This is a genomic window from Allofrancisella heilbronnii (genome assembly GCF_000710735.2).
GTDB classification, from domain to species: Bacteria; Pseudomonadota; Gammaproteobacteria; order Francisellales; family Francisellaceae; genus Francisella; species Francisella frigidaquae.
Genome location: NZ_CP144673.1, coordinates 1,061,476 through 1,076,903, shown reverse-complemented (window position 1 = coordinate 1,076,903; position 15,428 = coordinate 1,061,476). Strand labels below are relative to the sequence as shown.

The window sequence follows — 15,428 nt, the reverse complement described above, 5'->3', positions numbered from 1 at the left end:
TTGATTAAACCTATATAAATAGTTTTACCAGTATGCCTATAACCTATCCTCAGAATAGATAATGAATTAAACATACTACATGCGTAGCAATTCCTTCTTTCCTACCTATGAATCCAAGTTTTTCAGTAGTGGTTGCTTTTATATTTAGCTGATTAGTTTCAATACTAAGTATTTGAGCTAAGCATATTTTCATTTTTTCAATATAAGGAAGCATTTTAGGAGTTTGAGCAATTATTGTACAATCTATATTGCCAATTTGATAATTTTTGGCATCAAGCATTTTTTTAATTTCTGATAAAAAAAATTTACTATCGGTATTTTTATATTTATTATCAGTATCAGGGAAATGTCTACCAATATCACCAAGACCTAAAGCACCTAACATAGCATCACAAAGAGCGTGAATTAAAACATCGCCATCTGAATGAGCTTCAAGACCGAGGTGATATGGGATTTCCACACCACCAATTGTTATGTTTTGCTTTTGATCAGTAAATTTGTGTACATCATAACCATGACCTATTCTAAACATTTTACTAATTATCCTTCTTGTGTAATCGGATAATTATTATTTACCCAATCTTGAATACCACCATTAACTGACACAACAGTAGTATACCCCATCTTTTGTAGGTTAAAAGCAGCTAGTGCCGAACGATAACCGCTACCACAATATAAATAGATTTTTTGGTCTTTATTAGGGATTAAATTTTCGATCTTGACTTCTATTTGACCTTTACTAAGGTGTGTAGCACCGGGAATATGAAATTGGGAAAATTCTGAATCTTCTCTAACGTCAATAACAATTCCGTCAAGCGATTTGTCTTTATACATATTGTATAAGGCAGTAGCAGATATTTCTTCTACGTTTGACCTTGCGTTATTTATAAGTTTGATATACTCAATAGGCTTAAAGTTTTCCGGTGTTGTAATAGGATAGTTTTTAGCATTCCAAGCTCTCCAACCACCATCAACAGATATTACATTTTTATAACCCATACTTTGCAAAAGTTCTGCAACTAGTGCGGATCTAAAGCCACCACCACAATAAAAATACATTTTTAGGTTTTTATTTGGTATTAGTTGTTCGATTCTACATTCTATTAAACCTTTGCTAATATGTATAGAATTTGGAATGTATCCATTAGCAAATTCAGATTCTTCTCTAGTATCAATTAGCAAACCATCAAGGGAGTCGGATATGTACATTTGGTAGATATCATCTACTGTACATTCTTTAATTTTTGATTTTGCCTCGTTTACTAGCTTTATAAAACCTTCTGAGTGTTGCATACTTACCCTTTAATATATTTTCATAGTTAAATATTTTATACATTTAAGAGTAAAAAAAGAATAAGTATTTAATTTGAAAAATTATAAGCATTACCAAGCAGCTATAGCAGCATCATTAGGATAAAGTTCTTGAACTAATTGTAGTATTTGATCATTATTTAAAGATTTGACATATTCTTCTAAATTTGGATTGTCTTTTTGACTGTCTTGAACAGCAATTATATTTGCAAAAGGTGAGTCTTTAGGTTCTACAAAAAGAGCATCTTTTAGAGTCAATCCTGCTTTGGGAATATAGTCATTGTTTACAACCCCTATATCTACATCACCTAAATTATTAGGAATTTGGTCAGCTTGTAGAGGTATTATTTTTAGTTTTTTAGGATTACTAGTTATATCACTAGGAGTAGCCTGCCAAGTAATACCATCTTCGAGCGTTATCAAACCAGCATCTTGAAGGATCATAAGTGCTCTACCTTGATTAGTAGGGTCATTTGGGATAGCAACTGTAGCACCATTAGGTAATTGATCAAAGTTTTTATATTTCTTAGAAAATACTCCCATAGGGTACAAAAATGTCTTACCAATATAAGTAATTTTGTAACCAAATTTTTTGATTTGATTTTCCAAGAAAGGTATATGTTGAAATACATTTGCTTGAATCTCACCATCATTTAGTGCTCTATTTGGAATGTTGTAGTCTCCAAATGTGACTAATTTAACATTAAGGTTATATTTTTCTTTAGCAATCTTTTTACTTAGCTCCATAATCTTATCTTGAGGGGGACTAGTGATATAACCAACCGTGATTTCATTTGACTGGTTAGAAACTACAAAATTTTGATATAGTTGTAATCCACTGGCTACTGTTAAAATAATAGTTACTAACCATAAAGCTGTTAGTTTTCTAGCAGAAACTAAATAGTTACCAAAAGATTGAGTTAGCTGCACTAGAATAACTAGCATCACTACACCACCAAGTAGCAAAGTATAATCCCCATAGTTATAGCCTTTGAAGTAAGTCAAATCACCTAAACCGCCACCACCAACTATACCAGCCATAGCTGAAAAACCAATTAGTGATATACATGTTAAAGTAGCTGCATCTATAAGAAGTGCTTTTGACTCAGGAAGTAAGACTTTGAAAATTATTTGTATTCTAGTAGCCCCCATAGCCTTTGCTGCTTCTATAAGACCATGGTCAACTTCACGTAGAGCCGATTCCGTTAAGCGAGCATAAAATGGTAAGGCAGCAATTGCTAGTGGAACTATAGAAGCAGTAGTACCGATAGTTGTGCCTACTATAAGCCTAGTTAGAGGATAAAGTAAAATTAATAAAATAATATACGGAATACTTCTAGTAACATTTATTACTATGCTAAAAACTTTATTAAAACTTTTTACCAGAATGTTTTTACTTTCTTGGGTGGTATACAGTAATATACCTAAGATTATCCCACCTATTACTGCTACAAGTGTAGCAATAAATACCATAAAGATAGTTTCCCATGTCGATTGAGCTATTAAGCTAAGTTCTTGGAAATTAAATATTGTCTGCTGGTGCATAACCTAATACCTTTAAATTAACATCTTGATTTGTTAGGAAGCGCAAAGCATTTTCCCAGTCTTGTCTTTCGCCAGTAATATGGCAAATTGCTATACCAACGATTTGATCTTGGATAGTCTCAATGTTCGCTTGGATGATGCTTGCGCTAGCATTAAACTGACGTGATATTTCAGCAATTATAGGCATTTTGCCTTTTTCCCCATAAAAAGTTAGTTGAACGAGAGGGTAAGTATTTTCGTAACTATAAGGGTTATCATAAAGTCTCTTTGCAATAAATTCTGGTATTTTTGTATGAATACTAGTTTCAACGAATGATTTTGTTACTTCAGTTTGAGGATTTAAAAATATGTCTAAAGTTTTACCTATTTCAGCAATTTGACCTTTATCAATAATTGCAACTCTATCACAAACTTTCCTTACCACATCCATTTCATGAGTTATAAGTACTATTGTTAGACCTAGTTCTTTATTTAGTCTTTTAAGTAGAGCTAAAATTTGTTTAGTAGATGTTGGATCTAATGCAGATGTAGCTTCATCTGAAAGCAAAACTAATGGATTAAGAGCTAATGCTCTGGCAATAGCCACTTTTTGCTTTTGACCACCACTTAATTCTTTGGGATATGCTAAAGCTTTGTTAGGTAACTCAACTAAGTCTAGTAACTCATGTACTCTTTTTTTTATTTCAGATTTTGGTATACCTTGTATTTCTAATGGCAAAGCTATGTTTTCAAATACATTTCTCGAAGAAAGTAGATTAAAATGTTGAAAAATCATAGCAACTTTCTTGCGAAATTCACGTAACTGTTTAGGAGTCTTTTTTGTAATATTTTCCTCAGCAATAAATATTGAACCATCAGAAGGCTGTTCTAAAAGATTTAAACATCTAAGTAAAGAACTTTTGCCAGCACCACTATGACCTATTATGCCAAATATTTCACCTTCTTGGATTTCAAGGTTTATGTTATCAAGGACCAGATTGTTAATATTATTGGTTATATATTCTTTTTTAAGATTTTTTATCTCTATCATTTTTTAACCTTTGTCTTGTCGCCTATTTTGCTTTCTTGCCCATTTATTAATCTTTGGATATTTCCTTTATGTTTTATAATTATAATTATCGCTATTATTAAAAAAGGAGCTGCGACCTTTAGATTTGCTAAAAATGTTACAGAAACACTAGCTATCATAGTTGCTACTAAAGCTGATAAAGAAGAGTAGCGTGTGATTATAGCTACACATAACCAAGACACTATAAATATAATACCTAATACCCAGTAAAAACCAAACAACGCACCTATTAATGTAGCAACACCTTTACCTCCTTTAAAGCCAAAAAATATTGGGAAAACATGTCCTAATATCGCATATAAAGCAGTACAAGCGATAATAAATTCATTATTAGTTAGCATTTTTGCAACTAGTATGGGTATTAAACCTTTGAGTATATCAAAAATAAGTGTTATAGTTGCTGGTAGCTTACCGCCTACACGTAAAACATTTGTTGTGCCTGGATTTCCTGAACCAACACTTCTTGGTGAGGGTAGGCGAAATACATAACATACAATAATAGCACTATTAATAGAGCCTAATAAATAAGCAAATATTAGCAAACCAAAATTTAATAAATTCATATACCACCGTTAAAAGTTTTAAAATCTTCAATATATTATAAAAGATAATATTATCTAGGCAATAGCTAAAACAACTATTTTTATTGCTTTGTTGATATTATTTTTATAGGATTAGTAGCTAAAAAATTATATTTATAAAAGTATATATCTATCTTAAGGATTAAGTTTTATGACAGTAATGAAATTCGAGATCTCTAAAAAACAAGGTAAAGCAAGAAGAGGAAAAATAACTTTCCCTCGTGGAGAAATCCAAACACCTGCTTTTATGCCTGTAGGTACTTATGGTGCAGTGAAATCATTATCACCAGTAGAGCTTAAGGAAATGGGTGCTGATATTATCTTAGGTAATACTTTTCATCTTTGGCTACGTCCAGGTACTGATATCATTAAAAAACATGGGGACTTACATGATTTTATAGGATGGGATAAGCCTATTTTGACAGATTCTGGCGGGTTTCAGGTCTTTAGTTTAGGCAAATTACGTAAACTTACAGAAGATGGAGTAACATTTAGTTCGCCTGTTAACGGCTCAAAAGTTTTTTTATCTCCTGAAATATCAATGCAAGTTCAAAAGGATTTAGGCTCTGATATTGTTATGTGTTTTGATGAATGTACACCATATCCAGCAACTGAAAAAGAAGCTAAAGAGTCTATGGAACTTTCTATGAGGTGGGCAAAAAGATCCAAAGATGCTCATGGAAATAACTCATCAGCATTATTCGGTATTATTCAGGGTGGTATGTATGAGCATTTGCGAGATGAGTCTCTAGAAAAACTTACAGAAATTGACTTTGACGGATACGCTATAGGTGGTTTATCTGTTGGTGAACCTAAAGAGGACATGATAAGAATATTAGATCATATTGCTTGTAAAATGCCAGAGGATAAGCCTAGATATCTAATGGGAGTTGGAACTCCAAAAGATTTGGTCGAAGCAGTATATAGAGGCGTGGATATGTTTGATTGTGTAATGCCTTCACGTAATGCAAGAAATGGACATATCTTCACATCAGAAGGAATAATTAGGATTAGAAACTCTAAATATAAAGAAGACACATCTGCATTGGATCCAAATTGTGATTGCTATACATGTAAGAATTTTAGCAAGAGCTATTTGCACCATCTTGATAAAACTAAGGAGATTTTAGGCTCAAGATTAAATACTATCCATAATTTAACTTTTTACCAAAGTTTAATGAAAAAGATTCGTAAAGCTATAGAAGAAGACAGTTTTGAAGAGTTTAGAAACGGATTTTTAGAAAATTATAAATAATTAGTCATTAATTATGTGTTTGATGGGTTTAGTTTTATAAATATTTGCCTTCTCTAGGATCTATATAAAGATGTTGCTTTAGTATTTCGTAAATGTTATATTATAATAATATAAAAGTTATTTATATATGATATCTTTGTTAAAGATGGCATTAAATAAAGGTAGATTTAACTTGGAGATGCTTTTGAAGTAAGATAGCTTTGGTTTGATACGGGTAGCTCTAAGTTAACAATTCACAATTTATTAATGTCATTAGAAACATATAATTTTAGTTTGCAACAGCCCCGCATTGTAAGGTAGACGATGGAAGGCTATTGACTTTATTGCTATGGGGTACAAAAATTTTTTAAAGCTTTATAAAAATGACAAATATAATATTTCAAACCCAGAAAAATAGAAATTATGAATTTGACAAATACGTTAATGACTATGAAAAGCAAGATATTTGTTACGAAGTTCCTTTTATTTACCAGAATAAAATAAACTTGTGCTCTATTTCTTCTTTTTATATGATGCTTTTGTTTTTTAAACGATATAATGAGCTAGACAAAAGTGAATTAGCAAAGTGTATAGAGCATTCTCCATATAATGCAAATATTTATCAATTTTATACTAACAAAGGTATACCATATATTCATAACGATAATAATTTTTTAGTAGAAATTAAAAAGAAGTTTGGTTTTAATATACAACATTGGGACATTAGAGATTATGGTGAAAGTAAAAATGGTATATATGAGCTTCTTGATAAGGAGGGACCATTTGCTGTTGTACACGAATGGAAACATGTAGTTTTGGTAAAGGGGATTATAGGAAATAATGTAATTTTTCATGATCCATGGAGCGGAAGGAATTTACAGTGTAGATACGATGATAGGTCATGGGATTGGACTAATGCATGGTTACATGACCCAGGACCTTTATTTAACAGAAACGGCATCATTGTTAAGAAAAATTTTAAAACTTATTTAACAGAAGCGATAAACGCTTATATGACTGCGTATAAACAACAAGGAAATAGAGGGTTATTCCATAGACACTCTAAATCAGGCCTAGATAGAATAAATAAATTCTTAGAAAATATAAAAACGATTACAACAAATGATAGCCTTATGCTTGAAATAAGAAGTTTTATGTTAAAAGAATACCCGTATAATCTATATAGTGGGCAAATTAATCTTAATAGGCATTCAGGAGCAACATATCTTCTACTTGCTATACGCTTATATCTTAAGCAAGCTGAAGAAAGTGATTTAGGTGTATATTTATCTAAAATAAACGAGTATTTAAAAACTATAAATCCTAGCATACTTATAATAGATTGGAGCTCTAAAATCAGAGAGAATATAAAGGATTTTATATGTAAAAATTGCAAGATGAGTTTTTAGGAAAACTCACGGAATCTGTAGGGCAATAGAGAATGGTGCGTTTAAAGAGTTCGGAAAAGATTTTTTCAAAGCTTGTGAATGATAGGTTATAAATTTGATGGGAGTGGTTTATTATAAGAATGGCTAAATTTCATGTAAAACTAAGTTTTGAAGCCGCGATCAGTTACAAGTGCTAACCTAAAGGCTGATCTTAATATTATATCAGGGATAGTATTTATGTAGTTTGCCCAATCATTAAATTGAATATCTACTGCCGGTAATATAGCAGAAGAGTTATTTAAACTTTCTATACTATTTAACATAGCCTGGTGTACTTCAAAAAAACTGTGTCCACTAAAGTAATACAATATTATTGGGGCGATTATCTCAAAATATTGATTATATTTTTCTTTATCTACATGAAGAAGAAATAATACTTTAACAGACATTAAACCTAACCCTGATATGCCAGATATATATAGTTGATTGTGTTCTTTTCTATAATTATTCCAATTGCTATTTATATCTTTAGGGCTATTAAATATGTATGCTTTAGGAACGTAATTATTAAATATTTTATTAGGCCTTTTAAATTCTTCTCCTGTATTTTCTTTGTTAATAAACCCCATCTTTTCATAGTTTTTGGGGCTATCGACTTTCTCTGGACCTTTATTTTTAAATTTGTCAGTAAGATATAATTTTTTTAAAACGTAATCAGCTATATACCCATTATTTTCTAGGAAAAATTCCTTTTTATCATTCAAAACATAAAGCATCCAGTTAATTGCTTGAACAAGCATAATGGACGCAGATGCTTTAATAATAAACAAATTTTCTTTTTTACTATAAAGTTCATAAATGACAGAATAATACTCCACTAAACGAGAATCTATATTTTTATTATAAATTTTCTGGTAATCTTTCTCTAAAACCAATTCATAATCATCGAAGTACTCTAAATATGCTTTTGCATAACTAAATGGAGAAGCTGAATTCGTTAAACAAACAAGGTTATATATTCTTTTAGAATCTAAAAAGTTGTTGATACGATCATGTTTTTCATATAAATAGTCTATTTTTACAAATGAAAATAAAGATTCTAAATAAGTAATCATTTGATTAAAGATTTTGTCAATAAAGGAAGCTAAACCCTGGTTTTTGCTTTTTTCTTTAATTAGAAGATAAGCTAATGAAGTTTCAAAGATTTTTCTAAAATCAGTATATTTTTCATCGTTTGGATTCAAAAAAGGATATAATAGGTCTTTTCCTCCATTTATTAGATATTTCTTAATATCTTTCGTTGAGGCACTAATAAGGTTAGGGTTGCAACTATAAATAGAATTGCTTTTTAACTTGCCCTTTATATAATCTAGAAAGTATCTCTGGTTTATTTTTTCTATTTTATATAAAGATGTTAAAAAATATTTATCAGCAAACAGATGAAGCTTATGTTTACTAAGGAAAGAATAACCTTGTCTTTGGGTATTATATGAATTAATCTCAGAACTAATAATATCTTTTATAATTAAATGTTTTTTACGTGGTTTATAAGTGTTACTGGTGAGTATTCCTCGAATTTTGTCAATTAAGTTCTTAAGCCGTTTTTTATGGTGGATATGCTTTGCTGTTAGGTACTCTTGATTTACCGTTTTAAGCTCTTTTTCAAAACACATAAAGTTATCGTCGTGGAATATTTCAATATATTGCCCATTCAACATTATTTCTCCTATAAAGTTTTACAGATGTGTATAATTTTTAGCTACATCCCATGCAAGATTAATTATAATTGTATAACAAAACTTACATGTAAATATATTAATTAATATTTATAATTTAAATTTGTTTAAAAATAATATTTATTTTAATAAGTATTCTATATTATAAGTTGGTTATGCGCAAAATTATTTTTATTTTTTTAATAGCTTACACCTTATTTCTTTAAAATTTTCATTAATAAGTAAGTAAAGCTTTGTTTATAATTTATATTTCATGAATTTTATTGAGATGAGTAGGGTTGGTCGTAATTTTAAGTTACAGTGATTCGCTACTACCTTTATTTTGGCTGGCGATATGTTTATCACAATTTTTTAATAAGTGATTAACACATTGATAATACTCCTTTACTAAGGTAAAATTCAAACGATTAAAATAAAAATTTTTGGAGAAAAATAATGAAAAAGATTATATTGTCTTTAGCGGCTATTGCGTTGTTTACTACAAATTCTTTTGCTGCAGATGCAGCGCAGTCTGCTGGTAGCCCGTATAGTGGTCTTTTAATGTTGGTAGTGTTTTTTGCTATATTTTGGTTTTTACTTATTAGACCACAGCAAAAGAAAAACAAAGAACTTCGTAAAATGTTATCTGAATTAGCTAAGGGTGATGAGGTTGTAACTAATGGTGGGATTATTGGTAAAATAGCTAAGTTAGATGACACTTTCGTTGACTTGGAAATTGCTGAAAATATAGTTGTAAAAGTACAAAGAAATGCTGTATCAAATATTTTACCAAAAGGGGCTACTAAGGCTTAATAAGCTTTGAATCTTATTTTTTTAACCTTTTTCTTTTTTATAAAAGGACCTTTCAATGAGCAATAATAAAAGTTTTCCTATAAATCAGTTTCCATTATGGAAAAACCTTTTGATAGCTTTTATATTAGTGATAGCTTTATTTTATGCTTTACCAAATATCTTTGGTAAAAGTCCAGCTTTGCAAATATCACAAAAAAATGGTGATATAACTAGCCAAACTCTTACTCAGATCGAGGACATTTTAGATAAAAAAAATATAATTTACCAAAAAGCAACCATAGCGGATGATAAAAGTAATATTGCTGTAATTTTTGGGGATGTTGCTGAGCAGCTTAAAGCTAAACAAATTTTAAAAGAGCAATTAGGAAACCAGTATATTATAGCTATGAATATGCTTACTAACTCTCCTAATTGGTTGTCAGTGTTAGGTGCTAATCCAATGAACTTAGGTTTGGATCTACGTGGCGGTATGTATCTTATGTTAGAAGCTAATACCCAATCAGCTATAGACGCTCAGCTTGGTAATACTTTAAGTATAATCTTAAATGCGGCCAAAGAAAAAGGTATAAATATAAATAATTCAACAAAAGCAGAAGATAAGACTGTTACTAATGTACCTACAGAGTACACTAATAATGGTTTTATTTCACTAACGTTGAATAACCCTTTAGACATGCAGAAATTTATAACATACCTAGACACAGATTTTAGAAAAAACCAAGATCCTGACGTTCTTTACACAGCTAAGGGTAACACAATATTTATTACTTATACGAGTCCAAAGATATTGCAGTTAGAGCAAGGTGCTATATCTCAAGTAGTAACGGTCATGCGTAATCGTATTAATGCTCTTGGTGTGGCTGAAGCGTCAGTAGCTCAAGCTGGACAAAATCGTGTTGTTATAGAAATACCAGGTTTACAAGATGCTACCCAAGCTAAGCAGATATTAGGTGGTACATCTACAGCAAATTTTTATTTAGTGAATCCTGTTACTAATCGTTTAGCTACAGAGGAGCAGGGTTATAAAGTTTATTCTTTAGATAGTGGCAGAGGTTATCAAAGTTACTATAGTTTAAAAGGAACTCCAGTTGCAGGTGGGGCTGATATTATTAGTGCTAATCCATCTATTGATCAACAGACTGGTACGCCAATCGTTATGGTTGAGCTAAGTAGGGGGGCGGCTAGTAATTTTAGAGAAATTACTGGTAAAAACGTTGGCAATCCTATGGGTGTAATGCTTATAAATACAACTTATGAAAAGACGTTAGATAAAAATGGTAAAGAGCAAAACACTGTAAATAAAACTGAAAAGTTGATTAATGTTGCAACTATTCAGTCGGCTTTAGGTTCACATTTTCAAATTACTGGATTAAATCAAAAGGAAGCAAATAATTTAGCTCTTATGATTAAATCAGGAGCATTACAAGTACCTGTTCATATTGTACAAGAGCAGCAAATAGGTCCAAGCCTTGGTAAAGATAATATTGAGAAAGGGACTCTTTCAATAGTGATAGCTCTTTTAGCAGTTATAATTTTTATTGTGATTTATTATAGAGTTTTTGGTGTTATTGCCAATATAGCTTTAATCATGAACTTACTGCTAATAGTAGCGGTTATGTCAATTATACCTGGTGCAACTTTAACTTTACCTGGTATAGCTGGTATAGTGCTTAATTTGGGTATGTCTATAGATGGTAATGTACTAATCTTTGAGAGAATTAGAGAAGAAATTCGTGCTGGTACACCACGCCAAAGCGCTATTCATATAGGTTATCAAAAAGCATTTACAACAATAGTTGACTCAAATATAACAACATTGATTGTGGCGGTAATTTTATTTTTTATCGGCAGTGGAGCAGTAAAAGGATTTGCCATTACTCTAATGATAGGTATAGTAACCTCTATGTTTACAGCTGTTACAGTGTCCAGAGCAATGACAAATTTTGTCTATGGTAAGAGAAAAAAACTAGATAAAATCTCTATTGGAATATAATTTTTAGGTTGGGTTTATAATGGAATTTTTTAAGCAAAAGACTCAGATAGATTTTCTAGGAATAAAGAAATATACAACTATCTTATCAGTGTTAATGATTGTTATATCATTGATTTTTATTTTCGCCAAAGGTCTAAATTTAGGGTTAGATTTTACAGGTGGTTATCAAGTACAAATCCATACACAAAAAAATGAAAATTCACAGACTTTAGCTGATAAGTTGATTAAGGTAGGTTTTGATAACACAACTATTACAACTTTTGGTGAAAATGGTGACTATTTAATCAAATTTGCTCCTAATGTAATTAACTTAAAAGCTAATGATTTAGATGATGCTCAACAACAATTGCAGCAAAAAATAGAAACTGTCCTTAACGCAAAGGTTCAAAGTGTTAACTATATAGGCCCACAAGTTGGTAAAGAACTAGCAAGCAATGGTATTTTGGCTATTATTATAGCTCTAGTGTGCATACTAATATATATTAGTGCTAGATTTGAGTTGAAATTTGGTATAAGTGCATGTTTAGCATTACTGCATGATCCTATAGTTATATTAGGTATATTTGCTGCATTTCAATTAGAATTTGACCTTACAGTTTTAGCAGCTGTGTTAGCTGTAATAGGTTATTCGTTAAATGATACTGTAGTAATTTATGATAGAGTCAGAGAAAACTTTAGAAAAATGCGTAATGCAAGTGTAGTAGAAGTAGTTAATAGAAGTATCAATGATACTTTATCAAGAACTATCCTTACATCAGGATTAACTATGTTAGTAGTTGTAGTATTGTATTTGTTTGGTGGTAGTTCAGTACACAATTTTTCTTTAGCACTAATCTTGGGCATAGTTGTTGGTACTTATTCTTCTATATATGTCGCAGGCGTTTTAGCAGTAGCTTTAGGATTAAGTAGGGAGTCACTATTACCTAAACAAGTTGAAAACAATGACACGTCAGTATTTTAATGAAGATGTAGTTAGTTTGCAGTTTTAATAGTGTATAATATCACTAAGAGTTTGTAATAAGGAAGTAATATGAAAAAAACTTTTTTAGCGGTAATACTGTCAATTTCTACATTAGGTTTAGTATCAGCTATGGCAAATGACTCTACCAAAGAGATTGCTCCAAAATCTCAGAAGCATTATAGTGATAAGCTTGTGAGTATTTATGCAGAGGATGTAAACGATTCTAAAGTTGTTGATACTATAACATTTAAAAATCTAGATGAATACAATATTTTTTATTGTAAAGATAATAATTGGTGTGAAGTTGTTAATCAAAAAGATGGTAACGTTGGTTGGATTAATTTAGAAGAACTAAAAAAAGCTCAGGATAGATATGCACAACAAATGTATAAAAAGAATTTAATGCAAAAATTACAACAAGACAACCAAGCACAAAGTCAACAAATAGCAGAGTTACAAGGAATTGTAGTTAGAATGCAAAAAGATTTCTCTGTGGCTTTACAAAATCAACAAATACAAATTAATCAATTAAAGCAGGCTATCTACCGCTAAAAAATAGGAGCCACATGGCTAAAAAAAATTGTTTTCCTATCGCAACTAAGTCTAAAACTTTACCTGTAGTATCCGATAATGATCTAAATTCATATCTTAATTTTGTTAATAGTTTACCTATATTATCGGTTGAAGAGGAGCAAGAGTTGGCAAGACTTTATAAGTATAAAAAGGATTTAGATGCAGCACAACACCTAGTAATGGCACATCTTAGATTTGTGACCAAAATTGCTAAAGGTTTTGCTGGATACGGCTTATCTATTGCTGATCTTATCCAAGAGGGTAACATTGGTCTTATGAAAGCAGTTAGTAAGTTTGATCCAGAACAGGGGGTTAGATTAGTTTCTTTTGCTGTTCATTGGATTAAGGCAGAAATGCATGACTATGTACTTAAGAATTGGAAAATTGTAAAAGTGGCGACTACAAAAGCGCAAAGAAAGCTATTTTTTAATTTAAGGAGTAGCAAGGGTAAGATTGGTTGGTTAAGCTCCGAAGATATAAAGCAAATAGCTGATGAGCTTGGAGTTAAAGAAGAAACTGTTATTGAAATGGAAAAAAGAATGTGTCAAGGGGATGCTAGCCTTGATCTACCATATAAAGATGATGAAGGAGAAGATACAAATCAACAAAGCTTATATCTTGAAGATAAAAACTCAGATGTTGAGCATCAGATAGTCCAGCAAGATTATTATGATAATCTTATGGAAGCTGTAAAAGAGGCTCTAAGTAATTTTGATGCTCGTACAAAAGATATTGTTATGTCTAGATATTTGTTGGAAGAGAAAACTACCCTTCAAGATTTAGCAGATAAATATAAAATTTCTGCTGAGCGGGTTCGTCAAATAGAAGAAGAGGCTTTAGTTAAACTTAAAAAAGCTATTAAAAACCGTAGTTAATAAACCTTTCTTTATCTTAAAATCTTTATCTTGAAATTACTTATGCTAATATAATAGCTATTATATTATAAATTTTTACTAGAGTAATCTGAATGAAAGATTGTATACCTAGACTAAGGTTGCAGGTAAAAAAACAAGTAACTTTAGATGGCTCAAAAAGCTTATCTAATAGAGCTTTAATAATTGCTGCTGTAGCTAAAGGTCAAACTAGTTTTGAAAATTTACCTAATAGTGCAGACGTTTTAGCTTGTGTGGCAGCGTTAAAAGAACTTGGCTGCGATCTCAAACATAATCGAGAAACAAAATCTTTAATTATAAATGGTTGTGACGGAGTATTTAAAAATAAAAAAGCTAAGATTTTTTGTAATGAATCTGGCACTTTAACTAGGTTTATAATTCCTATGTGTGCCACCCAAGACGGCGGTGAGTTTTATGTGTATGCGAAACAAAGAATGATGGAAAGACCTTTAGCTGATCAATTAAAACCACTAGAAAATCTTGGAATTCAAGTTACATACCATAATACTGAGTATGCGATGCCAATAACTATTCATTCAAATCTTTTAAATGGTGGCGGTATACAGGTTGATGGTAAAAAAAGTTCACAGTTTGCTTCGGGATTACTTATGGCAGCACCATTAATGCAAAAGGGATTATCTTTAGAGTCAATTACAGATCACAAGCAACCGTATTTAGAAATGACATCTAAGGTTATGTTAGAATTTGGAGTAAATGTTGAAGTTGATAATAACATTTATAAAGCTAAAAATTCTAATTATGTTTCACCTGGAAGATACGTAGTTGAGCCAGATGTTTCTACAGCTTCATATTTTTGGGCATTTGCTGCTATTACTGGTTCTGCCATTAAAGTTTTGAATGTAACTAAGCATTCAAAACAAGGAGATATAAAATTTTTAGAAGTATTACAGAAAATAGGTTGCGCTATTAATTATTATGATGATGGTATCGAAGTAATTGGAAATAACCAGTTAAAAGGGATACATGTTAATATGCGTAACTTTTCTGACACTTTTATGACTTTAGCTGCTATAGCTTGTTTTGCCGAAGGTGACACCTATATAGAAGGTCTTAGTCATACACGTGGGCAGGAGTCAGACAGGGTTGCGGCTATAGCAGAGGGTTTAACTAGATTAGGAGTTTATGTTGAAACTACAAAAGATAGTATATTAATTTCACCAGCAAGAAGTAGTTTAAAATCAGCAGAAGTTGATAGTTATAATGACCATAGAATAGCGATGTCATTAGCATTATTGGGTTTAAGGATTGATAAGGTTATTATTACTAATGCTGAGGCTGTTAATAAAACGTGTCCAGATTATTTTGATAGAATGAGAAGTTTGGTAAGTTAG

The 15,428-nt window shown here is 31.0% G+C and carries 14 protein-coding genes; 8 read left to right on the top strand and 6 right to left on the bottom strand.

The genetic code is table 11. The features are described 5' to 3' along the window. Window positions 1-49: 49 nt before the first annotated feature. The 5 genes from ispF to plsY all read right to left on the bottom strand — a co-directional run bounded on the left by ispF (window position 50) and on the right by plsY (window position 4,488). The gene (ispF, locus tag FRA_RS05045; protein ID WP_035719531.1) at window positions 50-532 is read right to left on the bottom strand and encodes a 2-C-methyl-D-erythritol 2,4-cyclodiphosphate synthase; all 483 of its coding nucleotides are present in this window, start codon (window positions 530-532) and stop codon (window positions 50-52) included. A gap of 8 nt (window positions 533-540) precedes the next feature. Then, the gene (locus FRA_RS05040) at window positions 541-1,293 is read right to left on the bottom strand and encodes a rhodanese-like domain-containing protein (RefSeq protein ID WP_035719528.1); all 753 of its coding nucleotides are present in this window, start codon (window positions 1,291-1,293) and stop codon (window positions 541-543) included. Window positions 1,294-1,383: 90 nt separating this feature from the next. Beyond that, entirely contained in the window at window positions 1,384-2,856 is a 1,473-nt protein-coding gene (locus FRA_RS05035; RefSeq protein WP_035719527.1) for a MetQ/NlpA family ABC transporter substrate-binding protein, read from the bottom strand. After that, entirely contained in the window at window positions 2,834-3,886 is a 1,053-nt protein-coding gene (locus FRA_RS05030) for a methionine ABC transporter ATP-binding protein (protein WP_035719525.1), read from the bottom strand. Before FRA_RS05030 ends, FRA_RS05035 begins: the two co-directional genes overlap by 23 nt. Further along, on the bottom strand, window positions 3,883-4,488 hold the full coding sequence (gene plsY / locus FRA_RS05025) for a glycerol-3-phosphate 1-O-acyltransferase PlsY (RefSeq protein ID WP_035719522.1): 606 nt from the start codon (window positions 4,486-4,488) through the stop codon (window positions 3,883-3,885). Before plsY ends, FRA_RS05030 begins: the two co-directional genes overlap by 4 nt. A gap of 169 nt (window positions 4,489-4,657) precedes the next feature. On the opposite strand from plsY, the gene tgt reads away from it, so the two are divergent. Both tgt and FRA_RS05015 read left to right on the top strand, forming a co-directional pair. After that, a complete protein-coding gene (gene tgt, locus FRA_RS05020) occupies window positions 4,658-5,761 on the top strand; it encodes a tRNA guanosine(34) transglycosylase Tgt (protein WP_035719520.1) in 1,104 nt (367 codons plus the stop codon). A gap of 362 nt (window positions 5,762-6,123) precedes the next feature. Then, a complete protein-coding gene (locus FRA_RS05015; protein WP_035719518.1) occupies window positions 6,124-7,149 on the top strand; it encodes a C39 family peptidase in 1,026 nt (341 codons plus the stop codon). Window positions 7,150-7,289: 140 nt separating this feature from the next. On the opposite strand, the gene FRA_RS05010 is transcribed toward FRA_RS05015, so the two are convergent. After that, window positions 7,290-8,846 carry a hypothetical protein gene (locus tag FRA_RS05010; protein WP_035719514.1) on the bottom strand — a complete coding sequence of 519 codons (1,557 nt, stop codon included), beginning with the start codon at window positions 8,844-8,846 and terminating at the stop codon, window positions 7,290-7,292. Between the two features lie 453 nt (window positions 8,847-9,299). Here FRA_RS05010 and yajC point away from each other — a divergent pair, with 453 nt between their 5' ends. The 6 genes from yajC to aroA all read left to right on the top strand — a co-directional run bounded on the left by yajC (window position 9,300) and on the right by aroA (window position 15,428). Continuing rightward, window positions 9,300-9,656 carry a preprotein translocase subunit YajC gene (yajC, locus tag FRA_RS05005; RefSeq protein ID WP_035719511.1) on the top strand — a complete coding sequence of 119 codons (357 nt, stop codon included), beginning with the start codon at window positions 9,300-9,302 and terminating at the stop codon, window positions 9,654-9,656. A 55-nt stretch (window positions 9,657-9,711) separates the two neighbouring features. Then, on the top strand, window positions 9,712-11,649 hold the full coding sequence (gene secD / locus FRA_RS05000) for a protein translocase subunit SecD (RefSeq protein WP_035719509.1): 1,938 nt from the start codon (window positions 9,712-9,714) through the stop codon (window positions 11,647-11,649). 19 nt (window positions 11,650-11,668) lie between these two features. After that, window positions 11,669-12,610 (top strand): protein translocase subunit SecF, encoded by a 942-nt coding sequence (secF, locus tag FRA_RS04995; protein ID WP_035719506.1) that lies wholly within the window; start codon window positions 11,669-11,671, stop codon window positions 12,608-12,610. Window positions 12,611-12,679: 69 nt separating this feature from the next. After that, window positions 12,680-13,162 carry a hypothetical protein gene (locus FRA_RS04990; protein ID WP_035719504.1) on the top strand — a complete coding sequence of 161 codons (483 nt, stop codon included), beginning with the start codon at window positions 12,680-12,682 and terminating at the stop codon, window positions 13,160-13,162. Window positions 13,163-13,176: 14 nt separating this feature from the next. Further along, a complete protein-coding gene (gene rpoH, locus FRA_RS04985; protein ID WP_035719501.1) occupies window positions 13,177-14,058 on the top strand; it encodes an RNA polymerase sigma factor RpoH in 882 nt (293 codons plus the stop codon). Between the two features lie 92 nt (window positions 14,059-14,150). After that, on the top strand, window positions 14,151-15,428 hold the full coding sequence (aroA, locus tag FRA_RS04980; RefSeq protein WP_035719499.1) for a 3-phosphoshikimate 1-carboxyvinyltransferase: 1,278 nt from the start codon (window positions 14,151-14,153) through the stop codon (window positions 15,426-15,428).

Coding starts and splice junctions, on each gene's coding strand:
- aroA (WP_035719499.1), top strand. CDS start 14,151: ATGAAAGATTGTATACCTAGACTAAGGTTGCAGGTAAAAAAACAAGTA.
- FRA_RS05035 (WP_035719527.1), bottom strand. CDS start 2,856: ATGCACCAGCAGACAATATTTAATTTCCAAGAACTTAGCTTAATAGCT.
- rpoH (WP_035719501.1), top strand. CDS start 13,177: ATGGCTAAAAAAAATTGTTTTCCTATCGCAACTAAGTCTAAAACTTTA.
- secF (WP_035719506.1), top strand. CDS start 11,669: ATGGAATTTTTTAAGCAAAAGACTCAGATAGATTTTCTAGGAATAAAG.
- FRA_RS05030 (WP_035719525.1), bottom strand. CDS start 3,886: ATGATAGAGATAAAAAATCTTAAAAAAGAATATATAACCAATAATATT.
- FRA_RS05015 (WP_035719518.1), top strand. CDS start 6,124: ATGACAAATATAATATTTCAAACCCAGAAAAATAGAAATTATGAATTT.
- FRA_RS05010 (WP_035719514.1), bottom strand. CDS start 8,846: ATGTTGAATGGGCAATATATTGAAATATTCCACGACGATAACTTTATG.
- FRA_RS04990 (WP_035719504.1), top strand. CDS start 12,680: ATGAAAAAAACTTTTTTAGCGGTAATACTGTCAATTTCTACATTAGGT.
- secD (WP_035719509.1), top strand. CDS start 9,712: ATGAGCAATAATAAAAGTTTTCCTATAAATCAGTTTCCATTATGGAAA.
- FRA_RS05040 (WP_035719528.1), bottom strand. CDS start 1,293: ATGCAACACTCAGAAGGTTTTATAAAGCTAGTAAACGAGGCAAAATCA.
- tgt (WP_035719520.1), top strand. CDS start 4,658: ATGACAGTAATGAAATTCGAGATCTCTAAAAAACAAGGTAAAGCAAGA.
- ispF (WP_035719531.1), bottom strand. CDS start 532: ATGTTTAGAATAGGTCATGGTTATGATGTACACAAATTTACTGATCAA.
- yajC (WP_035719511.1), top strand. CDS start 9,300: ATGAAAAAGATTATATTGTCTTTAGCGGCTATTGCGTTGTTTACTACA.
- plsY (WP_035719522.1), bottom strand. CDS start 4,488: ATGAATTTATTAAATTTTGGTTTGCTAATATTTGCTTATTTATTAGGC.